This is a genomic window from Actinoplanes oryzae (assembly GCF_030757795.1).
Lineage (GTDB): Bacteria > Actinomycetota > Actinomycetes > Mycobacteriales > Micromonosporaceae > Actinoplanes.
On record NZ_JAUQWH010000142.1, the window covers coordinates 1 to 23,643 of the forward strand.

Consider the following 23,643-nt stretch of genomic DNA (forward strand, 5'->3'; position numbering starts at 1 on the left):
TCGCGCCGGTGGCGGCGGCGACCGGGCTGCCGGTCGTGCCGGTCGGTGCGGACGTGGACGTTCCGGCGCTGGTGCGGGGCTACGCCGACGGTGCCGCCGCTTCGGCGCCCGCCGCTTCGGTTCCCGCCGCTGAGCCCGGCGGGCGGCGGGCTCCGCGGGCGCTCGCCATGGTGCTGGCCCTGGCCGAGGCCATGGCTCCGGAGCTGCTCGTCTACGCGCGTCGCTTCCGGCCCGACCTGGTGGTCTTCGAGACGACCAGCTGGGCCGGCCCCGTCGTCGCCGGCGCGCTCGGCGTGCCCTCCACCCGGTTCCTCTATGGCGTGGACCTGCTGTACGCCGCCCGCGACCTCGCCGCCGGCCTGCTCGAGCCGCTGACCGCGCAGCTGGGCGCTCCCGCCGCGCGGGTGCTCGGGGATCTGGTGCTGGATCCGGCGCCGGAAGGTCTGCGGTTGCCGGTCGGCTATCAGGCCGAGCCGGTGCGCTACGTGCCGTACAACGGAGCCGGCGCGGACATCATCCCGCCGCTTCCGCCACGCGGTACGCGGCCCCGGGTGTGCGTCACGTGGGGCACCACGATGAGCAAGCTCGGACCGGAGCGGTTCCTGGCGGCGGAGGCCGGCCGGGCGGTCGGTACGGACGCCGAGATCGTGTACGCCGTCAGCACCGCCCAGGCGAGCCGGCTCGGCCCGCTGCCGCCAGGCGCGACGGTGCTTCGCGACGTCCCGTTGCACCTGCTGCTCGACTCGTGCGACGCCGTGGTGCACCACGGGGGAGCGGGCACGATGCTGACGGCTCTCACGGCCGGGCTGCCGCAGGTGCTCGTGCCGCAGCTGCCCGACCACGCCACCCATGCCCGGCTCCTGGCCGCGTCGGGTGCCGGTCTCGTCCGGACCGTGGAGGAGGCCCGGTCCGGTGCGCTCCGGGAGGCTGCCGGGACCCTGCTCGGCAGTCCCGCCCATGGCGCTGCGGCCCGGCGGCTTCGCGGCGAGATGGATGCCCACCGGTCGCCGGCGGAGTTGGTGCCGGTGCTGGAGAAGCTCGCCGGCAAGTGACGCGTCTCCAGCGCGAGTGGACCGGATGTAAAGCCGCCCCTGCGAAGAATGAAGCCGGCCGAGGACAGGAGTGACCGAGATGACCATCGCGGAGACCGGCATCGAGCCGGATCAGGCAGCGGCCGCCGAGGACGTGACTTGGCAGCGCTGTTCGCGCTGCGGTGAGCTGGTCTACGCCCGCAAGCTCGCCCGCCTGCACCACGTCTGTCCGGGCTGCGGGCTGCACTTCAGGCTGACCGCGCCGCAGCGGCTGGAACAGGTGCTCGACCCGGGCTGGCAGCTGCTCGGCCCGGCCCGGCCGGTGCAGGAGGATCCGCTGCGCTTCTCCGATCAGCGGGCCTACTCCCGGCGCCTGGCGGCGGCGCGTCAGACCACCGGGCTCGGCGATGCGGTGCTCTGCGCCCGGGGCACGGTCGCCGGTCATCCCCTCGTCGTGGCGGCCATGGACTTCCGCTTCCTCGGCGGCAGCCTGGGCGCGGCGGTGGGCGAGAGCATCGCGGCCGCGGCCGACCTCTGCCTCGCCGAGCGCATCCCGCTGCTGATCGTCACGGCCTCCGGTGGGGCGCGGATGCAGGAGGGCGTCGTCTCGCTGATGCAGATGGTCAAGACCAGCCAGAGCATCGCGGCGCTGGACGAGGCGGGCGTGCTGACCATGTCGTTGCTGACCGATCCGACGTACGGCGGCGTGGCTGCCTCGTTCGCGACCCTGCCCGACATCGTGCTGGCCGAGCCCGGCGCGCACGTCGGGTTCGCGGGTCCCCGGGTGATCCGGCAGACGATCGGGCAGGAGCTGCCGGACGGCTTTCAGACCGCTGAGTTCCTGGCGGAGCACGGGATGGTGGACCTGGTCAGCCCGCGCGCCACCGTCGTGGTCACCCTCGGCCGCATCCTCGGCGCCCTGGCCCCGGCCGGCCCGCGGCGTGCCGGTGACGCGCCTCCGGCGGTCGTCACCGATCCGGAGCTGCTGCCGGACCGCGATCCGTGGGAGACGGTCCGGCTGTCCCGGCACGCCGACCGGCCGACCACCCTGGACTACGCCGCCCAGCTGCTCGACGTGTTCCAGGAGCTGCACGGGGATCGCGTCGAGGGCGACTGCCCGGCGGTCGTCGCGGGGCTGGGCCGGCTGGACGGGCGCCCGATAGCCCTGATCGGGCATCAGAAGGGCCACACCACCCGGGAGCGGACCGCCCGCAACTTCGGCATGCCTGTGCCCGCCGGCTATCGCAAGGCGGGCCGCGTCATGCGCCTGGCGGCCAAGCTGGGCCTGCCCGTGGTGACCCTGATCGACACCCCGGGCGCCTATCCGGGGATCGAGGCCGAGGAGCACGGCCAGGCCTGGGTGATCGCCGACAACCTGCGGCTGATGTCCCAGCTGCCCGTCCCGGTGGTGGCTGTGCTGACCGGCGAGGGCGGCAGCGGTGGCGCCCTGGCGCTGGGCGTGGCCGACCGGGTGCTGGCGCTCGGCAACGCGACCTATTCGGTGATCAGCCCGGAGGGGTGCGCGGCCATCCTGTGGAAGGACGCCGGCGCTGCTCCGGAGGCAGCCCGGGCCCTGCGGCTGGACGCGGCGAACCTGTTGCGCGCCGGCGTGGTGGACGGAGTCGTGCCCGAGCCGGGCGCGGGTGCGCACCGGGAGCCGGTGGCGACCGGCGAGCGGGTCCGGGCGGCGCTCGGCGAGGCGCTGAGGGATCTGGCCGGGCACGGCGGACCGGAGCTGGTGGCCGACCGGCGCCGCCGGTTCCGCGCCTACGGGCTGCGGCCCGGTTGAGCGTCGTCCGACCCGCCGCGTCGTCCAGCCGTCCGAGAGGAAGGAAAGCGAGTATGACCGTCGACGTGCCCGGCCCGGCCGAGCAACTGCGCATGATGTCCCGCGAGGTCGTCCGTGAGGTGGCGGAGGCCGTCGGGCCGCTGCACCGGATCAGGCTGGTCTCGGGCGACATCAGCCTCGAGGTGGAATGGCCCGTACCCGTTCCGGCCGCTGGGCCGCCGGTGGCAGCGGTGCCGGCGGCAGCCGCTCCCGCTCCGGTGCCGGCGCCGGGGACCCCGGAGCCGGCGGGGTCCGGCCCGGGGCAGGAGTTGCGGTCGCCCCTGGTCGGCACCTTCTACCAGGCTCCGGAGCCCGGTGCCCCGCCGTTCGTGGCGGTCGGTGACGTGATCGGCCCGGAGGACCAGGTCGGCATCATCGAGGCGATGAAGCTGATGAACCCGGTCACCGCCGAGGCGCAGGGCCGGGTCGTCGAGATCCTCGTCGCCGACGGGACTTCCGTCGAGTACGACCAGCCGCTGATGGTCATCGCCCCGGTCGGCTGACCGGGCCGCAGAGGGGGTACCCATGTTCAGCACCGTGCTGATCGCCAATCGCGGGGAGATCGCGCTGCGCGTCGCCCGGACGTGCCGGGAGCTCGGCATCCGGACGGTGGCCGTCTTCTCCACGGCGGACCGGGACTCGGCCGTGGTCCGCTTCGCCGATGAGGCCGTCCACATCGGGCCGACGCCCGCCCGGGCCAGCTATCTCAACGCGGCCGCCATCGTGGAGGCGGCGCGCCGGACCGGGGCGGAGGCTGTGCACCCCGGTTACGGGTTCCTGTCGGAGGACCCGGACTTCGCCGAGATCTGCGAGGCGGAGGGCCTCACCTTCGTCGGCCCCTCCGCCGCCGTGCTGGCCCGGCTGGGTGACAAGGCGCGGGCACGCGCGGTGATGGCCGAGGCGGGGCTGCCGGTCCTGCCCGGCGGGGCGCTGCCCGTCGAGACGGTGGCCGCGGCGCTGGCGGAGGCCGGGCGGATCGGCTATCCGCTGATCGTCAAGGCGGTCGCGGGGGGCGGTGGGCGCGGCATGGCGGTCGTGCGCGAGCCGGAGACGCTGCCCAAGGTGTACGCCGAGGTGCGCGCGACCGGTCAGGCGGTGTTCGGTGACTCCCGGGTCTACCTGGAGCGCTACCTCGACACGGTGCGCCACATCGAGGTGCAGGTCCTCGCCGACCGGTACGGAACCGTGGTGCACCTGGGGGAGCGCGATTGCTCGGTGCAGCGCCGCCGGCAGAAGCTCGTGGAGGAGACTCCTGCCCCGGGCCTCGGCCCCGAGGTGACGGCCGCGCTGCACGAGGCGGCCGTGCGGGGTGTGCGGGCGACCGGGTTCACCGGCGCGGGCACCTTCGAGTTCCTCGTGGACGGATCCGGTGAGCCGTACTTCATGGAGATCAACTGCCGGTTGCAGGTCGAGCACCCGGTGACCGAGCTGGTCACCGGCATCGACCTCGTGGGGGAGCAGTTGCGGGTGGCGTCGGGCGCGCCCCTCTCGTTCACGCAGGCCGGCGTCGAGCGCCGGGGGGTGGCGATCGAGTGCCGGGTGAACGCCGAGGACCCGCGACGCAACTTCACCCCGGCACCCGGGACCGTCACCGGGTTCGCGGCGCCGGCCGGGCCGTTCACCCGGGTGGACACGCACGTGGCGCCGGGCGCCCGGGTGACGGCCGACTACGACCCGTTGCTGGCCAAGGTGTCCGTGTGGGCGCCCGACAGGCGGCAGGCGATCGCCCGGATGCAGCGGGCGCTGAGCGAGTTCACCGTGACGGGCCCCGGGGTGCACACCACGATCCCGTTCCTCTCGGAGGTGCTGGCGCACCCCCGGTTCCTCGACGGCAAGCACACGACGGCGCTCGTGGACCAGATGACCGCTCAGGACTGACCGGAAGCCCGCCCGGCCGGCGGACGCTGTGCGCGGGCCTCGCCCGCGCGCAGCTTGAGCGTCTCGGCATGGGTCATCGGGCCGGCCCGCCGGACGAAGTCGTAGAGCGACTCGAGCTGCTCGTCGGTGTAGTCGGAGCACAACCCCTCGAGCGCTTCCCCGAGTGAGGCGAACAGGCCGTAGACAGCGGGAGAGACCTGCATCGGGCTGACGATCACCCGGCGCCGGTCCTGGGGATCCCGCTCGCGGCGCACGTATCCCGCCGCCTCCAGCCGGTCCAGCGCCCCGGTGATCGCCCCCGTGGTCAGCCCGGTCTGCCCGGCGAGCGCGCCGGCCGTCGTCGGCCCGGTCGACTCCAGGATGCCCAGGCAATTGAGCTCGCTGACATTGAGGCCGAGCCGGTCGGCGACAGCGTGGTGGAAGAGCACCGAGCGGGACACGAGGGTGCGCATCTCCCGGTTGATGCGCGCCATCAGGTCGTCCCGGCCGGCGGGACCAGGATCGGGACTTGACACGAAGTGCCTCTCTGCTAGCCTTCAAATGTCACAGTTACTAAGACAATCACCTGCTGAGTAAATCAGCCAGTCATCTTTTCAGTAACTGCTCTTCCCGGATCGTAATCCTCCGCCCTTGCCGCGCCGGTCCTGTGTCCGAGCGGCTTCGTCGTGTCAGCCGAGGGACGCGCTCATGACGCACCGGACAGACCAGCCCCTACCCGCCGGATCCCGCCGCACCCTGGCTCTCGTCGTCGTGCTGCTGGCGGCGTTCATGGACCTGCTCGACTCGACCATCGTCAACGTCGCCCTGCCGCCCGTGCAGTGGGACCTCGGCGCCTCGTTCGCGCAGGTCCAATGGGTGGTCGCGGCCTACCTGCTCGGGTTCGCCGTCCTCCTGATCACCGGTGGACGGCTGGGCGACATCGCCGGCCGCAAGCGCATGTTCCTCATCGGCGTCGCCGGCTTCACGGCCGCCTCAGCGCTCTGCGGGGTGGCAGGCACCGCCGGGCAGCTCATCGCGTTCCGGGCCCTCCAGGGCGCGGGCGCCGCGCTCATGGTGCCGCAGGTGCTCGCCATCGTCACCACGATGTTCCCACCGGCGCAGCGGGGAGCGGCCCTGGGCGCCTTCGGCGCGCTCGCCGGGCTCGCCACCGTGGGTGGCCCCGTGCTCGGAGCCGTGCTGACCGACGCCGACCTGTTCGGCTGGGGCTGGCGCAGCATCTTCGTGATCAACGTGCCGGTCGGCGTGCTGGCCTTCGCCGCCGCGCTCGTAGTCGTCCGCGAGTCCCGTTCCCCGCGGGCGCTGCGACTCGACCCGTCCGGCGTCGCCCTCCTGACGGCCGCGCTGCTGCTTCTGCTCGTGCCGCTGGTCCAGGGCCGCGAGCTCGGCTGGCCCGGCTGGACCTTCGCCTCCATGGCACTCGCCGCCGCGGTGTTCGCCGTCCTGATCCGCGGGCAGCTGCGCCGCACCGCGGCCGGACGCAGCCCGCTGATCGTGATGACGCTGTTCCGGTCGCGCTCGTTCGGTGCCGGCCTGGCGGCGAACCTGGTCTTCTTTGTGCTGGTCACGGGCTACTTCCTGATCTTCACCCTCTATCTGCAGGCCGGGCTCGGCTATTCCGTGCTGAAAGCGGGCCTGACCGGCATCCCGTGGTCGTTCGGCACCAGCTTCGCCGCAGCCGTGTCTGCGACGGTGCTCGTGCCCCGGCTGGGCCGCAGGGTCCTGGTGCTCGGCGCCGTGCTGCTGGGCGCCGGGCTGGTGGGGATCATTGTGACCACTCAGGTGGCCGGGGCGGCGGTCACCCCGTGGCAGTTGCTGCCCGCCACGCTCGCCGGCGGGCTGGGCATGGGGATGATCGTCGCGCCGATCCTCGACTTCATCCTGTCCGATGTCCCGGCCGGGGACGCCGGGTCCGGTTCCGGTCTCGTCAACGCCATGCAACAGGTCGGCGGCGCGATCGGCGTGGCAGTGCTCGGCGTGGTTTTCTTCGGCCAGCTCAGCGCCCAGGCCGGCCCGCAGGCTGATGCCGTCGCCCCGGCGTTGCGCGCCGAGCTGCGCGAGCAGGGTGTCACGGCCGGCGCGGCCGAGCAGATCGTGGCCGGGATGCGCCGGTGCTTCACCGAGCGGGTCGACGACTACGGCGGGCCCGAGCCGGCCGGCTGCCGGCAGGCCACCGCGGGGGACGCTCGCACGACGCGAGCCGTCGTGGCCGCGGCCGACCAGGCCCGCAGGCAGACCTTCGCCGCTGCCCTGCGGAGCACGCTCTGGGTCGAGGCGGGGCTCGCCGTCCTCACCTTGCTGCTGATCCTGCGCTTGCCCCGGCAGGCCCGGCACCACGACGAAGCCGGCCCGGAGCCCCGGCCCGTGCCCGCCGGATCCGGGGCCACCACGCCCGCACCGTTGCGCTGACCTCCACCGAAAGGAAGCCCATGACCGTCCACGACGACGCCACAACCCACCTCAGCGAACCGCTCGGTGACGCCGTCACCGGCACGCTCGCTTTTCCCGGCGGCACATCGGATCTCGTGCTGCGCGGGGAATGGCTCGCCGGCGAGCTTTATCAGGGGCGCTTCACCGGACACATCCCTGACGTCGAGACCCGGGACGGCACGGTCACCGTCCGGTATCCGCGGCGCCCCTTCAACCGCCGCCGGTCGGCCGAGCTGGTCCTGAATGCCGCGGTGTCCTGGGCCGTCGATGTCGAGGGCGGCGCCGCGGGCGTGCGGGCCGATCTGTCCCGTACGCCGGTGCGGGCCCTGACCTTCAGCGGCGGCGCCACCGACGTCGGGCTGACGCTCGGCGAGCCGAGCGGCACCGTGCGCGTGATCGTCGCCGGCGGGGTGACCAGGCTTGCCGTGCGCCGCCCGGCCGGCGCCGCGGTGCTGCTGCGCATCGCCAAGGGAGCGACCGACGTGCGGCTCGACGACCAGGCGATCGGTGCGGCGGGCGGCACGCTGCAATTGGCCACCCCGGGCGTCGGTGAGGCCGAGAACCGCTACGAGATCGACGTGCGCGGCGGCGCCACATCGCTGGTGATCGAGGCCGGCTGAGACCTTCCCCCTCGAGGCCGTAGGCGGTTCCTGTCCCCGTCAGGAGCCCCTACGGCCTCCCTTGTGCCGGCGCTCGAGCGGCACGCGATCGCCGGTGGACCCGCTGCCGCCATCCTCGGCCGCATGGTCAGTCTCCTGCTCAGGTGCGCCCGGTTCGTCCTGCCCGGCCTTGCCCACTACGGGTTTTTCCTCACGGGCTGCCACCCGCACTACTGGATCGCCAGGCAGGAGGCGGCGGACGCCGGGGCGCTGCCGCCCGGGCACCCGGAGCGGCTGGAGCCCGGCCGGCCGCTCACGGCGGCGGAACGTGCGGTGCGGGACAGCCTCGGCCCGGGATACTGATCAGTCGGCGATGCCCTGACCTTGTTCGGCATGCTCGCCAGTAATATTGCACAGGGCCGCTACCAGGCCAGAATCAGATACTAGTTCCAGTTCAGAGGAGCATGTGACATAGTACTGGCGTGTCCGCGGATCGGGTTGTCGTCGTCGGGGCCGGCATTGTCGGTGCTGCCATCGCCCGTGTCCTCGCCCGGTCGGGCCGTGACGTGGTCGTGGTGGACCGGGGTGCCTCGGCGGGTGGCACGTCGTCGGGTGGCGAGGGCAACATCCTCGTCTCCGACAAGGGGCCCGGCGCCGAGCTGCGGCTGACCCAGCGCTCGCTGGTCGCCTGGGACCGGGTCCGGGACGAGCTGCGCGACGAGTTGCCTCCGGGATTCCCCGACCTGGAATTGGACCACAAGGGCGGTCTGGTCGTGGCCACCACGGAAGCGGGCGCCACGGCGCTGCGGGAGTTCGCGGAGACCCAGCGCGCGGCGGGCATCGTCGCTTCGGAGGTCGGCGAGAGCCGGGCGTACGAGCTCGAACCCGACCTGACCCGGAACTTCACCGCCGCCGTCTTCTATCCGCAGGACGCGCAGATCCAGCCCGTGATCGCCACCGAGGCGCTGCTCGCGGCCGCCCGCCGGCACGGGGCTCAGGTGCGCCAGGGCGTCGAGGTGACCGGTGGCGTCCTCAGCAACGGCCGCTTGACGGGCGTCCGCACCACGGCCGGCACCCTGCACGCCGATGCCGTCGTCGTGGCGAGCGGCCCGTGGTCGGCGGAGGTGGGCTCGCGGCTCGGGGTGACCCTGCCGGTGCGGCCCCGGCGCGGCACGGTGCTGGTCACGTCGCGGATGCCGAACCGGATCCGGCGCAAGGTGTACGACGCCGACTATGTGGGCGCGGTCGGCTCCGGCTCGGCGGACCTGCAGACGTCCAGCGTCGTCGAGTCGACGGCGGCGGGGACGGTGCTGATCGGCTCGTCCCGGGAGCGGCGCGGCTTCGACGACCGGATCGAGGCGCGGGTGCTGGCCGAGCTGGCGGCCAAGGCGCTGCTGCTGTTCCCGTTCCTGGCAAACGCGCAGGTGATGCGGGCGTACGGGGGGTTCCGGCCGTTCGTCCCGGACCACCTGCCGATCATCGGGCCGGACCCGCGGCTGCCCGGGTTGTGGCACGCGACGGGTCACGAGGGCGCGGGAATCGGTCTCAGCCTCGCCACCGCCGACCTGATCGGTGAGTTGTTCGCGGGCTCGGTCGCGGAGAACGAGTTCCGCCTCGACAGGGAAGGGCTGTTGTGAGGATCGACATCGCGGGCGAGCCGGTCGAGGCCGAGGAAGGTCAGACCGTCGCCGGAGTCCTGCTGGGTCAGGGCCGCGTCGCGTGGCGGCGGAGCGCGAGGACCGGCAAGGCGCGCGGCGTCTTCTGCGGCATCGGCGTCTGCTTCGACTGTCTTGTGGTGGTGAACGGCCTGCGCGACGTCCGGGCCTGCCAGCGCCGCGTGGCCGACGGCGACCGCATCGAGTTCCACGAGGGCGACGATGCCTGAGGTCGTCGTGATCGGCGGCGGCCCGGCCGGGATGGCCGCCGCGCTCGCCGCCCACCGCCGGGGCGCGCGGGTCGTACTCGTCGAGGCCTCCGACGACGTCGGCGGCCAGTACTGGCGGCACCTGCCCGCCGCCCGCGCCACCGCGGTCGAGCGCGAGCTGCACCACGGCTGGGACCGGTTCCAGACATTCCGGAACGCGCTGCGGGACGTCGAGGTCGTGACCGACGGCCACGTCTGGGCCGTGGACCGGCGCGACGGACGGCCCCCGCTCGTCCACGTGCTCGTGGGGCCCGCCGACGGGCAGCAGCGGGCCGCACGGACGTTCGACCCGGACGCGCTGGTGATCGCCACGGGCGCCCACGAGCGCACGCTGCCGTTCCCCGGCTGGGATCTGCCGGGCGTCTACACGGCCGGCGCGGCCCAGGCGCTCGCCAAGGGGGAGCAAGTCGCCGTCGGCCGGAACGTGCTGGTTGCGGGTGCAGGCCCGTTCCTGCTGCCTGTCGTCTCCAGCCTGATCCGCACCGGTGCCCGCGTCGCCGGTGTCCTCGAAGCCGCCGGCGCGGTCCAACTCGCGAAGGGCTGGGGCACCAGGCCGTGGCGGCTCGCGAGCGCCGGGAGCAAGGGCGCCGAGCTGGCCGGCTACGTGAAGGACCTCGCCCGGAACCGGATCCCGTACCACCTCGGCACCGGCGTGATCGCCGCCCATGGCACCGATCGGGTGGAGTCGGTGACCACCGCACGCCTCGACGGCAACTGGTCGCCGATCCCGGGCACCGAGCGGACCCTCAAGGTGGATGCGGTCTGCGTGAGCCACGGCTTCGTGCCGCGCTCCGAGCTGGCGATCGCCGCCGGCTGCCGGACCACCGGCGGCATCGTGGACGTCGCTTGGAACCAGCTGACATCGGTTCCAGGAGTGTTCAGTGCGGGCGAGCTGACCGGCATCGGCGGCGTCGACCTGGCGCTGGCCGAGGGTGAGATCGCCGGGGCCGCCGCGGCCGGATACGCGCCACCGCCCCAGGCTGCGCGCGCCCGGAACACGTACCGGGAATTCGCGAACCGGTTGGCGACAGCGCACGGCATCCGGCCCGGCTGGCAGGCCTGGGTCGACGACAGCACTCTCGTGTGCCGCTGCGAGGACGTCACCGCCGGGGAACTGCGGGCGACGTCGCGCATGACCGAATCTCGCGGGCTGCGCTCGCTGAAGCTGACCACCCGCGCCGGCCTGGGCATCTGCCAGGGCCGCACCTGTGGCCGAGCCGTCGAGGAGATCGCGGCCCGCGAAACCGCCGGGCCGGCCGGGCTGCTCGACGCCGGCCGCACCGCCCATCGACCCATCGCCACCCCGATCCGTCTCGGGGAGCTGGCCGGCATCCGAGAGGACCCCTCATGAGCAACGAGCCCATCGACCTGCGCGGCGTCATCGTCGCCACCGCCCTGCCCTACAAGCCCAGCGACAAGGCCCCCGCCGGGCTCGAGGTCGACTACGACAAGTACGCCGAGCACTGCGACTGGCTGATCAGCAACGGCTGCCGCGGCGTGGGGCCGAACGGCTCGCTGGGCGAGTACTCGTCGCTGACCGACGCCGAGCGCCGCAAGGTCGTGCAGGTGGCGGTGGAGGCCGTGGCCGGGCGCGGGGTCGTCGTGGCGGGCGTGCACGGGCCGGGCTGGCATCAGGCCAGGCACTGGGCCGAGCTGGCCGCCGAGGACGGCGCCGACGGGGTGCTGGCCCTGCCGCCGACCATGTACCGGGCGAGCCATGCGCAGGTCGTCGAGCACTACACGAAGATCGACGAGGTCGGCCTCCCGATCATGATCTACAACAACCCGATCGACACCAAGGTCGACCTCGTGCCGTCGCTGGTCGCCGAGATCGCGCAACTGCCGAACGTCAGTGCCATCAAGGAGTTCAGCGGCGACGTGCGGCGGCTGTTCGAAATCAAGGAACGGTGCGACATCGACGTGGTCGCCGGCGCCGACGACGTGCTGTTCGAGCTGATGGCCGACGGCGCGGTGGGCTGGTTCGCGGGCTTCCCCAACGTTTTCCCGAGCGAGTCGGTCGAGATCTACGACCACATGGTCGCCGGCCGGTTCGTCGAGGCGCGCGAGCTCTACAAGCAGCTGGTCGCGGTGTTCCGGTGGGACTCGCGCACCGAGTTCGTCCAGGCGATCAAGCTCAGCATGGACCTGGTCGGCCGGTACGGCGGCCCGTGCCGCCCGCCGCGCGGACCGCTCACGCCCGAGCACACCGCCCAGGTCACCGCGGACACCGAGCGGGCCGTCGCGGCGCTCAAGGCGTACCGGGCCGTGGCGGCCTGACATGCGCGCGGCCCGGTTGTTCTCCGCCGTCGACTCGCACACCGAGGGGATGCCGACCCGCGTCGTGACCGGCGGGTTCGGCGTCATCCCCGGCGCGACCATGAACGAGCGGCGGCTGCACTTCATCGAGCACCTCGACCACCTGCGGCGGCTGCTCGTGACGGAGCCGCGCGGGCACTCGGCGATGAGCGGGGCGATCCTGCAGCCGCCGACCCGGCCCGACGCGGACTTCGGCGTGCTCTACATCGAGGTCTCCGGGCTGCTGCCGATGTGCGGGCACGGGACTATCGGCGTGGCCACCGTGCTGGTCGAGACGGGCATGGTCGAGGTCACCGAGCCGGTCACCACGATCCGGCTCGACACCCCGGCCGGACTCGTCGTGGCGCAGGTCCAGGTGCGCGACGGACATGCCGAAAGTGTCACGCTGGAGAACGTGCCCTCCTACTGCGACCGGCTCGACGTGACGGTCGAGGTCCCCGGCTACGGCACGGTGCCGTACAGCCTGGCCTTCGGCGGGAACTTCTACGCCATGGTCGAGCTGGAGGCGCTCGGTCTCCCGTACGACAGGGGCAGTAAGGAAGAAATCCTGAAGGCCGGTCTGGCCATCATGGACGCCATCAACGCGACCGCCCCGCCGAAGCACCCGACGATCGACGGGGTGGACCACTGCCACCACGTCGAGTTCCTCGCCCCGGGCTCGACGGCGCAGCACTCGCGGCACGCCATGGCCATCCACCCCGGCTGGTTCGACCGGTCGCCGTGCGGCACGGGCACGTCCGCGCGCATGGCGGAGCTGCACGCGCGCGGCGAGCTCGCGATCGGGCAGGACTTCGTCAACGAGTCGTTCATCGGCAGCACCTTCACCGGGCGGCTGGTGGGGGAGACCACCATCGGCGACCTGCCCGCCGTGCTGCCGACCATCACCGGCCGCGCCTGGATCACCGGCATCGGCCAGTACATGCTGGACCCGACCGACCCGTACCCGGCCGGCTTCGAGTTCTGAGGAGACCTTGTGACTGTCCTGGAGGCTGCGGCCGCGGCCCGCGTCCCGATGCGCCACGCGACGCCGGAGCAGCGCGCGGAGTGGCTGGAAGCGGCGGCCGGCGCACTCGATGCCGCCGCCGAGGAGCTGATCGCGCTGGCCGCCGAGGAGACGCACCTGCCGGTGCCGCGGCTGACCGGCGAGCTCAAGCGCACCACGTTCCAGGCCCGGCTCTTCGCCGGGGGCCTGCGCTCGGGCGAGCTGCTGCCCACCCGGATCGACCCCGCCGACCCCGAATGGGGCATGGGCCCCCGGCCCGACCTGCGCCGCACGGTGGTGCCGATCGGCCCGGTGCTCGTGTTCGCGGCGAGCAACTTCCCGTTCGCGTTCAGCGTGTTCGGCGGGGACACCGTCTCCGCGCTGGCCGCCGGGTGCCCCGTCGTCGTCAAGGCGCATCCCGGCCATCCGCGGCTCTCCCGGCGTACCCGGGACGTGGTCGCGGAGGTCCTGCCGGAGGGTGCGCTGGGGCTGATCGAGGGCGTGGAGGCGTCCCTGGAGGCGCTGCGGGATCCACGCATCAAGGCGGTCGGCTTCACGGGGTCGACCAAGGGCGGCCGGGCGCTGTTCGACATCGCGGTCTCGCGGCCCGACCCGATCCCGTTCTACGGCGAGCTGGGCAGCGTCAACCCGGTCGTGGTGACCCCGGCGGCGTGGGCCGAGCGCGGTGCCGCCCTGGCGGAGGGCTGGGTCGGCTCGCTCACCCTGGGCGCCGGGCAGTTCTGCACCAACCCCGGCGTGGTCCTGGTGCCCGATCCGCAGGCCTTCCTCGCGGCGGTGCGGCTGCCGGTGCCGGGCCGCATGCTCACCTCCGGCCTGGAGGACGGCTTCGCCGACGCGGTACGCCGGGTGAGTGCGCATCCGGCGGTCCGCGTCGCGGCCGAAGGGGCGCCCAACGAGCAGGGTGTCCGCGCCGGCGTGCTCACCGCGTCCGCCGCCGACGTGCTCGCGGACCCGGAGGTGCTCGACATCGAGATGTTCGGCCCGGCCGGGCTGGTCGTCGGCTACTCCTCGGACAAGGAGCTGACCGAGCTGCTGGAGCGGCTGCCCGGGCAGCTCACCGCCACGATCCAGGGGCACAGCTCGGGCGACGACCCGGTGGCGGTGGCGGTGGCCGACGTGCTCACCGACACGGCCGGGCGCATCGTGTGGAACGACTGGCCGACCGGCGTGACGGTCTCCGGCGCCCAGCAGCACGGCGGGCCGTGGCCGGCGACGACCGCGCCCACGTCCACCTCGGTCGGACTGGCCGCCATCGCCCGGTGGCAGCGTCCGGTCGCGTTCCAGGGCGCCCCGGCGGCGGTGCTCCCGGCCGAGCTGCGCGACCGGTGAGTGCCATACTTTGGTGTCCGCAGCCGCCGCGACGCTGTGTGACATTGCACTAGAGCGAGGAGGTCGCCGGTGAGCTCATCGGTCATCGGCCCGGTCGAGGTGGGCGTCAGCCTGCGGGGCACCGTCGAGGACGCGGTCGCCGCCGCGATCGTCTCCGGCGAGCTCGCCCCGGGCACGCTGGTCACCGCCCCGACCCTCGCCGCGCGGTTCGGCGTCTCCGCGACGCCGGTCCGCGAGGCGATGCTCAACCTGCAGAAGCGCGGGTTCGTCGACGTCGTGCGCAACAAGGGCTTCCGGGTCACCGACGTCAGCGAGCAGGACCTCTGGGAGATCGTCCGGCTGCGCCAGCAGCTGGAGAGCCCGCCGATGCGCGAGATCGCCCGCACCCTGCAGCCGTCGACGGCCGCGTCGCTGCGGGCGATGGCGCAGGTCATCGTGGATGCCGCCGCGGCCGCCGACCTGGCCGCCTATCTGGCCGCGGACATGGACTTCCACCTGCGGCTGCTCGAGCTGCACGGCAACCGGCGGCTGGTCGCGCTGGTCAGGGACCTGCGGCAGCAGACCCGGATGGTGGGGCTGGCGGACATGATCGGCTCGGCGGAGCTGGCCCGGTCGGCGGCCGAGCACCACAGCCTCGTCGACCTGCTCGAGGCCCGCGACGGCCGGGGCGCCGAGACGCTCATGAACGCGCACATCGGGCACGTGCTCGGCTGGTGGAACGGACGCGCCGAGGACTGATCCCGCGTCCGCCGAGGCCGGTCACCGTACAGGTGGCCGGCCTTTCGTGTTGGTAAACAACTTCTCGCCAACTCTTCACGTGCGAGGTGTGACATATTACTGTCTCCCCATGGTGATCCGGGTCGCAGCCGGCACCCCGCGCACTTCCTGATCGAGTCATTCGCGGAAGGCAGAACCCCCTTGAAGAGAACTCCTGTGGCCCTGGCCGGCCTCTGTGTCACCACCCTCGCCCTGCAGGCCTGCTCCGGCGGCTCGTCCTCCGGCACCTCCGGAGGCAACGCCGGCGAGGGCACGGCGGTAAAGGGCGGCACCGTGCACGTGCTGCAGACCGACGACTTCTCCTACCTCGACCCGTCGCGCGGCTGGGACGGCGGCGTCAACGCCTTCTACCGGCTCGTCTACCGCCAGCTGGTGACCAAGGCGCCGAACGACGCCCAGGACCCCAACGCGATGGTCCCCGACCTCGCGGCGAGCCTCGGCAAGGTGTCCGGCGACGGTCTGACGTGGACCTACACGCTCAAGGACGGGATCAAGTTCGACACCGGCGCCCCGATCACCGCGAAGGACGTGAAGTTCGGCATCAGCCGCAGCTGGGACCCGGAGATCGGCATCGGCTCGCCCTATCTCAAGCAGCTGATCGACGCGCCGGAGGGCTACGAGGGCCCGTACCGCTCGGGCGACCTGACGACCATCGAGACGCCCGACGACAAGACGATCGTGTTCCACCTCAAGGCGCCGTTCCCCGAGTTCGACGCCGCCCTGTCGATGCCCAGCGGCACCCCGTTCCCGGCCGGCACCGGCGAGGGCGACACCTTCATCAACGACATCGTGTCCTCCGGCCCGTACGACCTGGAGAAGTTCACCCCCGGCAGCACGATCCAGCTCAAGCGCAACGAGCAGTGGGACGCCGCAACCGACACCGTCCGCAAGGCGCTGCCCGACAAGTGGCAGTTCGACATCGGCATCGACGGCGCGACGATCGACGAGCGGCTGATGGCAGGCCAGGGCGCCGACGTCAACGCGCTCGCGGGCAGCGTGCAGACGGCGACGATCGCCCGGCTGCAGGCGCCGCAGTTCACCGATCGCGTCATCAAGGCGCCCTCGACCTGCCAGACGTACATGGGTCTCAACACGACCAAGAAGCCGCTCGACAACGTGCAGGTGCGCCAGGCCGTCAGCTACGCCGTCGACAAGAGCGCGGTGCTCAACGCCACCGGCGGCAACCAGTTCGCCACGGTCTCCACCACGATCCTGCCGTCGACCGTCTCCGGCCACACCGACTTCGACCTCTACCCGAGCGCGAACCACGCCGGCGACCCGGCCAAGGCCAAGGAACTGCTCACCCAGGCGGGCCTGGCCGCCGGCTTCACCATGACCCTGGACGTACGCGCCAACGCCACCGCCCAGCGCCAGGCCGAGGCCATCCAGCAGTCGCTCGGCAAGGCCGGCATCACGGTCAAGCTCAACGTGATCGACGTGTCGACCTACTACGAGACGATCGGCACCCCGTCGCAGCAGCACGACGCCGCCATCACCGGCTGGTGCCCCGACTGGGCGTCGAGCGCCTCCACCTTCCTGCCACCGCTGTTCGACGGCCGGCTGATCACCGCCAAGGGCAACCAGAACCTCGCCCAGATCAACGACGACGCCGTGAACAAGGCGATCGACGCCGCGAAGAACCAGACCGACCTCGCCGCGGCGAACGCGGCCTGGGGCGCCCTGGACAAGCAGATCCTCCAGCTCGCGCCGATCGTCCCGCTCAACGTGGAGAACCGCATCTACCTGCCGGGCACCAACGTGGCCGGGGTGGTCGCGCCGACGGGCGACGTCGACTACGGGATCGTGGGCCTGCGGGACGCGTCGAAGGGCTGAGCTGACGTGTCGATCCCCTCCCCGGAACTCGAGGCCGCCGCCCCGGCGGTCACGGAGGATCCCCGGCGCGGCGTCTGGCGTGCGCTCCGGCGCGACCGGGCGGCCGTGGCCTGCCTCGCGTACATCGCGCTGGTGGTCCTGATGGCGGTGTTCGCGCCGCTGATCGTGAAGCTGAGCGGCTGGGATCCGTACCAGTTCGACCAGAGCGCGATCGACCCCGACCTGGGCGGCGTGCCGCTCGGGTCGTGGGGCGGCATCTCCGCGGACCACTGGCTCGGCGTGGAGCCCGGCAGCGGGCGAGACATCTTCGCCCGCATCGTGTACGGCGCCCGGTCCTCGATGCTGATCGCCCTGGGCGCCACCGTGCTGACCACTGTGCTCGGCGTGGTGTTCGGGCTGCTGGCCGGCTACTTCGGCGGCCGGACGGACCTGGTGGTCTCGCGGGTCATGGAGTTCCTCATGGCGTTCCCCGCGCTGATCTTCATGATCGCGGTGCTCTCGGCGCTGCCGGCCGACAACCGGCAGTACCTGCTGGTCCTGGTGATCTCGGTGTTCGGGTGGCCCTATCTGGCCCGGATCGTGCGGGCGCAGGCCATGTCGCTCAAGGAACGCGAGTTCGTCGAGGCCGCCCGCGCGTCGGGCGCCTCGCGGACCCGGCTGGTCTTCACGGAGATCCTGCCGAACCTGCGCTCGACCATCCTCGTGATGGTGACCCTGGCGGTGCCCGGCTACATCGGTACGGAGGCCGGCCTGTCCTTCCTCGGCGTCGGTCTCGTGCCGCCGGCGCCCTCGTGGGGCCAGATGATCGCGAGCTCGGTCGGCTGGTACTCGGTCGTGCCGACGTTCTTCCTCGTGCCCGGCGCCTTCCTGGCGCTGCTCGTGCTGTCGTTCATGGTTCTGGGCGACCGGGTGCGCGCGGCGGTGGACCCGGGAGGCCGCTCATGACCCGCTATGTCGTGCACCGGGTGGCGGGCATGCTGCTCGTGCTCTTCCTGGTGTGCCTTTTCACGTACGTCATCTTCTTCGTCCTCTCGCCCGACCCGGCCGTGCAGATCTGCGGCAAGAACTGCACGCCGGACCGGATCGACCAGATCCGCGCCAACCTCGGGCTGGATCAGCCGTTCCTGACGCAGTTCCTGCAGTTCCTGCTGGGCCTCGTCGCCGGGCGCGACTACGGCAGCGGCGCCTCCGTCGTGCACTGCCCGGCGCCGTGCCTGGGCTACTCGTTCCAGACCTCGCAGATCGTCACCGACATGATCCTGCAGCGGCTGCCCGTGACGGCGGTCGTGGCGATCGGCGCGGCCGTGCTGTGGCTGCTCGCCGGCGTCATCGGCGGCCTGATCAGCGCGGTGCGGGAGGGGAAGTTCGCGGACCGGTTCATCGCCGGGCTGACCCTGGGCGGCATGTCGATCCCCAACTACGTGCTGGCGCTGGCCCTCCAGTACGTCTTCGTGGTCAAGCTGCAGTGGCTGCCCTTCCCGCAGGCGGTGCCCTTCGCCGACGATCCGGCGCAGTGGTTCCTCAACTTCGTCCTGCCGTGGACCGTGCTGGCGATCGGCTACGCGTCGTCGTACACCCGGCTCACCCGGGCCAACGTGCTCGACACGCTCGGGGAGAACTTCGTGCGGACCGCGAAGGCCAAGGGGCTGCGCCCGGACCTGGTGTGGCGGCGGCACGCGCTGCGCCCGGCCCTCACGCCGATCGTCACCATCGCCGGCATGGACTTCGCCGGGCTGCTCGGCGGCGCGCTGATCACCGAGACCGTCTTCGGCATCAACGGCGTCGGCAAGCTGGCCGCCGACTCGATCACCCAGAACGACCAGCCGGTCATCATGGCGGTCACGCTGCTCGCCGCGTTCTTCGTGGTGGTCGGCAACATGGCCGTCGACCTGCTCTACTCCGCGATCGACCCGCGGGTCCGGGTGGGGATGGGGACATGAGCCTTCTTTCGGTACGCGACCTGACCGTCCGATTCGGAGAGACCAAGGTGGTCGACGGCATCGGCTTCTCCCTGCCGCCCGGCGGCGCTCTCGGCATCGTGGGCGAGTCGGGGTCGGGCAAGTCGATGACCAGCCTGGCCGTCATGGGGCTGCTCCCCGCCGGAGCTTCGAGAGAGGGAAGCGTTTCCTTCGACGGCCGGGAGCTGACCGCGCTCAGCGAGCGGAAGATGCGGGACATCCGCGGGAACCGGATCGCGATGGTGTTCCAGGACCCGCTGTCGTCGCTGAACCCGTACTACACGGTCGGCACCCAGATCGCCGAGGCCTACCGCTCGCACCGCTCCGGGGTGAGCCGCCGCGCCGCCCGGCAGGTGGCGATCGAGGCGATGGAACGCGTGCACATCAAGGAGGCCGGCCGCCGGGTCGACGACTACCCGCACCAGTTCTCCGGCGGCATGCGCCAGCGGGTCATGATCGCGATGGCGCTCAGCACCGAGCCCGAGCTGATCATCGCCGACGAGCCCACGACGGCCCTCGACGTGACCGTGCAGGCGCAGATCCTCGACCTGCTCGCCGAGGTGCGCCGGGACACCGGGGCCGCGCTGATCCTCATCACCCACGACCTCGCCGTGGTGAGCGAGGTGGCGGACACCGTCGTGGTGATGCGGCACGGGAACGTGGTGGAGACCGGTTCCACCGAACAGATCTTCTCGGACCCGCGCCAGGAGTACACGCGGGCGCTGCTGGACGCGGTGCCCCGCATCGACGACGAGATCGCTTCGCTGCGCACCTTGGGAGGCGACCGGTGACCCTGCTGGAAGCGCGGAATCTGGTCAAGGAGTTCGCCGTCGCCGGGACGGCCGGGCTGTTCAAGCCGGCCGCGAGGTTCACCGCCGTGGACGACGTGTCGTTCGAGCTGCGCGCCGGGCAGACGCTCGCCCTGGTCGGCGAGTCCGGCTCGGGCAAGTCGACGACCGCCCGCCTGGCCGCGCGGCTGCTCGACGTCACCTCGGGCACGATCCTGCTCGACGGGCAGGACGTCACCCGGGCGACCGGCGACGACCTGCTGCGGGTGCGCCGGACGATCCAGGTGGTGTTCCAGGACCCGTTCTCGTCGCTCAACCCGCGGCACACCGTCGAGCGGATCGTCACCGCCCCGCTGCGCTACCAGAAGCGGCCGATCCCCGGCGGGACCCGGGCCGTGGCGCGGGGGCTGCTCGAGCGCGTCGGGCTGAACCCGGACCACGCCGGCCGGTATCCCGCGCAGTTCTCCGGCGGGCAGGCGCAGCGCATCGGCATCGCCCGGGCGCTCGCCGTCGGCCCGCGCGTGCTGGTCTGCGACGAGGCGGTGTCGGCGCTCGACGTGTCGGTGCAGGCGCAGATCATCAACCTGCTGCGGGACCTGCAGCGCGAGGAGGGCTTCGGCTGCCTGTTCATCGCGCACGACCTGGCCGTGGTGCGGCAGATCGCCACCTCGGTCGCCGTGATGACCGCCGGCCGGGTGGTCGAGACGGGGGAGCGGGACGCCGTGTTCGGCGACCCTCAGCACGAGTACACCCGCACGTTGCTGGCCGCGGTCCCCCGGATCCGGCCCGAATGGGAAGCCGCGCGGCGGCGGAATGCGATGACCCGATGACCGTCGAATATCCGATCCCCGGAGCCTGGATCCGGGAGTTCACCGTGCCGGTGCCGCTGGACTGGTCCGACCCGTCCGGCGCCCCGATCGAGGTCTTCGTGCGCGAGGTGGTGGATCCCGATCGCCGCCGGGAGGACCTGCCGCTGCTGACCTATCTGCAGGGCGGGCCGGGCGGGGCGAACCCCCGGCCCACGGGCGTGGACGGGTGGCTGGCCGAGGCGCTGCCGCACTATCGCGTGGTACTGGTCGACCAGCGGGGCACCGGGCGCAGCACCCCGGTGGACGGCACCGTCATCGCGGGGTTTCCCTCCGGGGCGGCCGCCGCGGATCACCTGCTCAAGTTCCGGGCCGACTCGATCGTGCGCGATCTCGAGGAGGTGCGGCGGACGGCGTACCAGGGGAGGAAGTGGGCCACGCTGGCGCAGAGCTTCGGCGGCTGGCTGACCCTCACCTACCTGTCGATCGCCCCGGAGGCGCTGGCCGCCTGCTACGTGTGCGGCGGGATCCCCGGGCTGCCGCCGAGCCCGGACGAGGTCTACCGGCGCACGTTCACCCGGGCCGCCGCCAAGACCGCCGACTTCTACCGGCGCTACCCGCAGGACGTCGACGCGGTCGCGGCCGTCGCGGACCGGCTCGCGGAGGGGGACGTCCGGCTGCCGGACGGGTCGCCGCTGTCCGTGCCCCGGTTCCAGTCGCTCGGCGGCGACCTGGGGTTCGGCCCCGGGCATCTGCGCCTGCACTGGCTGGTGTCCGAGGCGTTCGCGCCCGGCGGGCACCTCACCGGCGACTTCCTGGAATCGGTTCTGGTGCGTTCCTCGACGGCGGGCAACCCGCTCTTCTGGACGCTGCAGGAGACCATCTACGGCGACGGGCCGAACGGGCCGTTCCGCTGGGCGGCGCAACGCGAGCGCGACCGGCGGCCGGAGTTCGACCCGTCGCGACGGCCGTTGCTGTTCACGACCGAGATGGCGTTCCCGTGGATGTTCCACGAGATCACCACGCTGCGGCCCTTCGCCGCCGCAATGGAGGCGCTGGCCGAGGTGCAGACCTGGTCCTCCCTGTACGACCCCGAGCGGCTGGCCGCCAACGAGGTGCCGCTGGCCGCCGCGGTGTACTTCGACGACGTGTTCGTCGATTCCGGCCTGCAACGTGACACCCTGGCGAGGGTCGGTGCGGCGCAGGCGTGGGTGACCAACGAGTTCGAGCACGACGGCATCGGCAGCGGGCGGGTCTTCACCCGGCTGCGCGAGATGGTCCGCGACCGTGGAGGAGAGCAGCGATGACCGGCACCACCCGACCGGCCTGGGCCGGGACCAAGCCGCCGCGCCTGGCCGACGACAGCCCGGGCTTCCGGGCGCTGATCGGCCAGGGCTGGGCCGCCCAGGACGTCCCGGCGCCCGTCGACGCCGCCGCCGCACGGGCCGCCGCCGACCACCGCGCCCGGCTCAGCGCCGCCCTGCCCGGCCGGACCGTCGTGCTGTCCGCCGGGGTCGCGAAGAACCGCAACGGCGACGCCGACCACGCGTTCCGGGCCGACAGCGACTTCGTGTGGGCGACGTCCTGCCAGGCCGAGGGGGCGGTGCTGGTGATGCGGCCGCACGCGGGCGGGCACGACGCGGTGCTGTACCTGCCGCCGCCGGCGCGGCCGGGCGAGCGCGACTTCTACGCCAGCGCGGCCCACGGGGAGCTGTGGGTCGGGCCGTCCGCCGGGCTGGACGCGTGGGCCGAGGCGCTGGACCTGCCGGTGCGGCCGCTGGACACGCTGGTCACGCCGTCGGAGGCCGCCGACGCCGCCGAGACGCTCTCGGACCTGCGGATGGTCAAGGACGAGTGGGAGATCGGGCAGCTGCGGGCGGCGATCGACGCCACGGTCGGCGGATTCGAGGCGGTCGCGGGCGAGGTGCCGTACGCCGTCTCGCGGGGCCTGGGGGAGCGCTGGCTGCAGGGCACCTTCGACCGGCACGCGCGCACGTTCGGCAACGGTCCCGGCTACAGCACCATCGTCGGCTCCGGGCCGCACGCGCCGATCCTGCACTGGGTGCGCTGCGACGGGCCGGTGCTGCCCGGCGAGGCGCTGCTGCTGGACATGGGCGTCGAGGCGCGCTCGCTCTACACGGCGGACGTGACCCGGACGATCCCGGTGGGTGGCGGTTTCAGCGCGGCCCAGCGGCAGGTGCACGACCTGGTCGAGGCGGCGCACCGCGCGGGCATGGCCCAGGTGCGCCCGGGCGGGCAGTACTCCGACTTCCACTTCGCGTCGATGGAGGTGCTCGCGCGGGGGCTCGCCGACTGGGGGCTGCTGCCGGTCTCGGTGGACGAGGCGCTCAGCCCCGGGGGCCAGCAGCACCGGCGCTACATCGTCTGCGGGGTCGGCCACCATCTCGGGCTCGACGTGCACGACTGCGGCAGCTCCGAGTACGACACGTACCACGGTGCTCCGCTGCGGGCCGGCATGGTGCTGACCGTGGAGCCCGGCATCTACTTCCACGCGCACGACGAGACCGTGCCGCCGGAGCTGCGCGGGATCGGCGTCCGGCTGGAGGACGACCTGCTGGTGACGGCGTCCGGCAACGAGGTGCTCTCCGGGGCGCTGCCGATCGACGCGGAAGGGATCGAGCAGTGGGCTTCCCGTTTCGCGAAGTGACGCTTCTCGACGGGGTTCAGGCCCGTGCGCAGGACCAGATGCTGCACCTCGCCCGGGTCTATCCCGTCGACCGGCTGCTGGCCGTCTTCCGGGCCAACGCGGGACTCGACACGCGGGGCGCCGAGCCGCCGGGCAACTGGGAGGACTTCGGGCATCCCGCGGAGGAGCCGTGGGGCGCGTCCGACTACCCCGGTGCCGGGGTCGCTCCGACGGCGTCACTGCTGCGCGGGCACTATGCCGGGCATTTCCTGTCCATGCTGGCGCGGGTGCCGTCGCTGCGGGACAAGACGGACGAGCTGGTCGCCGGGCTCGCGGAGGTGCAGGCGGCGCTGGCCGCCACGGGGCGGTTCACGCATCCGGGCTTTCTGGCGGCGTACGGGGAATGGCAGTTCGCGCGGCTCGAGGAGCTGGCCCCGTACGGGGAGATCTGGGCACCCTGGTACACCTGCCACAAGATCATGGCGGGGCTGCTCGACGC

The 23,643-nt window shown here is 72.6% G+C and carries 23 protein-coding genes; 22 read left to right on the forward strand and 1 reads right to left on the reverse strand.

All coding sequences use genetic code 11. From position 1 onward, the window contains the following. The 4 genes from RBH18_RS33200 to RBH18_RS33215 all read left to right on the forward strand — a co-directional run. The coding region (locus RBH18_RS33200) for a glycosyltransferase (protein ID WP_306214430.1) at positions 1 to 1,052 on the forward strand (1,052 nt) is incomplete at its 5' end. 79 nt (positions 1,053 to 1,131) lie between these two features. Continuing rightward, on the forward strand, positions 1,132 to 2,820 hold the full coding sequence (locus tag RBH18_RS33205; protein WP_306214431.1) for an acetyl-CoA carboxylase carboxyltransferase subunit alpha: 1,689 nt from the start codon (positions 1,132 to 1,134) through the stop codon (positions 2,818 to 2,820). A gap of 53 nt (positions 2,821 to 2,873) precedes the next feature. Continuing rightward, positions 2,874 to 3,362: an acetyl-CoA carboxylase biotin carboxyl carrier protein gene (accB, locus tag RBH18_RS33210; protein WP_306214432.1), complete on the forward strand. Its 489-nt coding sequence runs from the start codon at positions 2,874 to 2,876 to the stop codon at positions 3,360 to 3,362. A gap of 22 nt (positions 3,363 to 3,384) precedes the next feature. Continuing rightward, positions 3,385 to 4,737: an acetyl-CoA carboxylase biotin carboxylase subunit gene (locus RBH18_RS33215; RefSeq protein WP_306214433.1), complete on the forward strand. Its 1,353-nt coding sequence runs from the start codon at positions 3,385 to 3,387 to the stop codon at positions 4,735 to 4,737. Here the strand turns inward: RBH18_RS33215 and RBH18_RS33220 are convergent. After that, entirely contained in the window at positions 4,728 to 5,252 is a 525-nt protein-coding gene (locus RBH18_RS33220; RefSeq protein ID WP_306214434.1) for a MarR family winged helix-turn-helix transcriptional regulator, read from the reverse strand. The genes RBH18_RS33215 and RBH18_RS33220 overlap by 10 nt on opposite strands. Before the next feature lie 172 nt (positions 5,253 to 5,424). Between RBH18_RS33220 and RBH18_RS33225 the strand changes: the two genes are divergently transcribed. From RBH18_RS33225 to RBH18_RS33310, 18 genes are all read left to right on the forward strand, one after another. Further along, entirely contained in the window at positions 5,425 to 7,143 is a 1,719-nt protein-coding gene (locus RBH18_RS33225; RefSeq protein WP_306214435.1) for an MFS transporter, read from the forward strand. Between the two features lie 20 nt (positions 7,144 to 7,163). Further along, a complete protein-coding gene (locus RBH18_RS33230) occupies positions 7,164 to 7,784 on the forward strand; it encodes a hypothetical protein (RefSeq protein ID WP_306214436.1) in 621 nt (206 codons plus the stop codon). Between the two features lie 123 nt (positions 7,785 to 7,907). Beyond that, on the forward strand, positions 7,908 to 8,126 hold the full coding sequence (locus RBH18_RS33235) for a DUF6059 family protein (RefSeq protein WP_306214437.1): 219 nt from the start codon (positions 7,908 to 7,910) through the stop codon (positions 8,124 to 8,126). 119 nt (positions 8,127 to 8,245) lie between these two features. Then, entirely contained in the window at positions 8,246 to 9,400 is a 1,155-nt protein-coding gene (locus RBH18_RS33240) for an NAD(P)/FAD-dependent oxidoreductase (RefSeq protein WP_306214438.1), read from the forward strand. Further along, positions 9,397 to 9,648, forward strand: coding sequence for a (2Fe-2S)-binding protein (locus tag RBH18_RS33245; protein ID WP_306214439.1), 252 nt, complete (start codon positions 9,397 to 9,399; stop codon positions 9,646 to 9,648). Before RBH18_RS33240 ends, RBH18_RS33245 begins: the two co-directional genes overlap by 4 nt. Further along, positions 9,641 to 11,038 (forward strand): FAD/NAD(P)-dependent oxidoreductase, encoded by a 1,398-nt coding sequence (locus RBH18_RS33250; RefSeq protein ID WP_306214440.1) that lies wholly within the window; start codon positions 9,641 to 9,643, stop codon positions 11,036 to 11,038. The genes RBH18_RS33245 and RBH18_RS33250 overlap by 8 nt, the downstream gene beginning before the upstream one ends. Beyond that, positions 11,035 to 11,964, forward strand: a complete 930-nt coding sequence (locus RBH18_RS33255) for a dihydrodipicolinate synthase family protein (RefSeq protein WP_306214441.1) — start codon at positions 11,035 to 11,037, stop codon at positions 11,962 to 11,964. The genes RBH18_RS33250 and RBH18_RS33255 overlap by 4 nt, the downstream gene beginning before the upstream one ends. A gap of 1 nt (position 11,965) precedes the next feature. Next, positions 11,966 to 12,967: a proline racemase family protein gene (locus RBH18_RS33260; RefSeq protein WP_306214442.1), complete on the forward strand. Its 1,002-nt coding sequence runs from the start codon at positions 11,966 to 11,968 to the stop codon at positions 12,965 to 12,967. A 9-nt stretch (positions 12,968 to 12,976) separates the two neighbouring features. Then, positions 12,977 to 14,335, forward strand: a complete 1,359-nt coding sequence (locus RBH18_RS33265; RefSeq protein ID WP_306214443.1) for an aldehyde dehydrogenase (NADP(+)) — start codon at positions 12,977 to 12,979, stop codon at positions 14,333 to 14,335. Between the two features lie 69 nt (positions 14,336 to 14,404). Beyond that, on the forward strand, positions 14,405 to 15,073 hold the full coding sequence (locus tag RBH18_RS33270) for a GntR family transcriptional regulator (RefSeq protein WP_306214444.1): 669 nt from the start codon (positions 14,405 to 14,407) through the stop codon (positions 15,071 to 15,073). A 180-nt stretch (positions 15,074 to 15,253) separates the two neighbouring features. Next, entirely contained in the window at positions 15,254 to 16,945 is a 1,692-nt protein-coding gene (locus tag RBH18_RS33275; protein ID WP_306214445.1) for an ABC transporter substrate-binding protein, read from the forward strand. A gap of 6 nt (positions 16,946 to 16,951) precedes the next feature. Next, complete coding sequence (locus RBH18_RS33280; protein ID WP_306214446.1) at positions 16,952 to 17,890, forward strand: ABC transporter permease; 939 nt, start codon at positions 16,952 to 16,954, stop codon at positions 17,888 to 17,890. Next, positions 17,887 to 18,885, forward strand: coding sequence for an ABC transporter permease (locus RBH18_RS33285; protein ID WP_306214447.1), 999 nt, complete (start codon positions 17,887 to 17,889; stop codon positions 18,883 to 18,885). Before RBH18_RS33280 ends, RBH18_RS33285 begins: the two co-directional genes overlap by 4 nt. Then, complete coding sequence (locus RBH18_RS33290) at positions 18,882 to 19,694, forward strand: ABC transporter ATP-binding protein (RefSeq protein ID WP_306214448.1); 813 nt, start codon at positions 18,882 to 18,884, stop codon at positions 19,692 to 19,694. The genes RBH18_RS33285 and RBH18_RS33290 overlap by 4 nt, the downstream gene beginning before the upstream one ends. After that, positions 19,691 to 20,521: an ATP-binding cassette domain-containing protein gene (locus RBH18_RS33295; protein WP_306214449.1), complete on the forward strand. Its 831-nt coding sequence runs from the start codon at positions 19,691 to 19,693 to the stop codon at positions 20,519 to 20,521. The genes RBH18_RS33290 and RBH18_RS33295 overlap by 4 nt, the downstream gene beginning before the upstream one ends. Then, positions 20,518 to 21,804, forward strand: coding sequence for an alpha/beta fold hydrolase (locus RBH18_RS33300; RefSeq protein WP_306214450.1), 1,287 nt, complete (start codon positions 20,518 to 20,520; stop codon positions 21,802 to 21,804). Before RBH18_RS33295 ends, RBH18_RS33300 begins: the two co-directional genes overlap by 4 nt. Further along, on the forward strand, positions 21,801 to 23,165 hold the full coding sequence (locus RBH18_RS33305) for an aminopeptidase P family protein (RefSeq protein ID WP_306214451.1): 1,365 nt from the start codon (positions 21,801 to 21,803) through the stop codon (positions 23,163 to 23,165). The genes RBH18_RS33300 and RBH18_RS33305 overlap by 4 nt, the downstream gene beginning before the upstream one ends. Next, positions 23,162 to 23,643 (forward strand): beta-L-arabinofuranosidase domain-containing protein (locus tag RBH18_RS33310; RefSeq protein WP_306214452.1); only part of this gene is annotated, 482 nt, incomplete at its 3' end. The genes RBH18_RS33305 and RBH18_RS33310, both read left to right, overlap by 4 nt.

Coding starts and splice junctions, on each gene's coding strand:
- RBH18_RS33205 (WP_306214431.1), top strand. CDS start 1,132: ATGACCATCGCGGAGACCGGCATCGAGCCGGATCAGGCAGCGGCCGCC.
- accB (WP_306214432.1), top strand. CDS start 2,874: ATGACCGTCGACGTGCCCGGCCCGGCCGAGCAACTGCGCATGATGTCC.
- RBH18_RS33215 (WP_306214433.1), top strand. CDS start 3,385: ATGTTCAGCACCGTGCTGATCGCCAATCGCGGGGAGATCGCGCTGCGC.
- RBH18_RS33225 (WP_306214435.1), top strand. CDS start 5,425: ATGACGCACCGGACAGACCAGCCCCTACCCGCCGGATCCCGCCGCACC.
- RBH18_RS33230 (WP_306214436.1), top strand. CDS start 7,164: ATGACCGTCCACGACGACGCCACAACCCACCTCAGCGAACCGCTCGGT.
- RBH18_RS33235 (WP_306214437.1), top strand. CDS start 7,908: ATGGTCAGTCTCCTGCTCAGGTGCGCCCGGTTCGTCCTGCCCGGCCTT.
- RBH18_RS33250 (WP_306214440.1), top strand. CDS start 9,641: ATGCCTGAGGTCGTCGTGATCGGCGGCGGCCCGGCCGGGATGGCCGCC.
- RBH18_RS33255 (WP_306214441.1), top strand. CDS start 11,035: ATGAGCAACGAGCCCATCGACCTGCGCGGCGTCATCGTCGCCACCGCC.
- RBH18_RS33260 (WP_306214442.1), top strand. CDS start 11,966: ATGCGCGCGGCCCGGTTGTTCTCCGCCGTCGACTCGCACACCGAGGGG.
- RBH18_RS33285 (WP_306214447.1), top strand. CDS start 17,887: ATGACCCGCTATGTCGTGCACCGGGTGGCGGGCATGCTGCTCGTGCTC.
- RBH18_RS33290 (WP_306214448.1), top strand. CDS start 18,882: ATGAGCCTTCTTTCGGTACGCGACCTGACCGTCCGATTCGGAGAGACC.
- RBH18_RS33300 (WP_306214450.1), top strand. CDS start 20,518: ATGACCGTCGAATATCCGATCCCCGGAGCCTGGATCCGGGAGTTCACC.
- RBH18_RS33305 (WP_306214451.1), top strand. CDS start 21,801: ATGACCGGCACCACCCGACCGGCCTGGGCCGGGACCAAGCCGCCGCGC.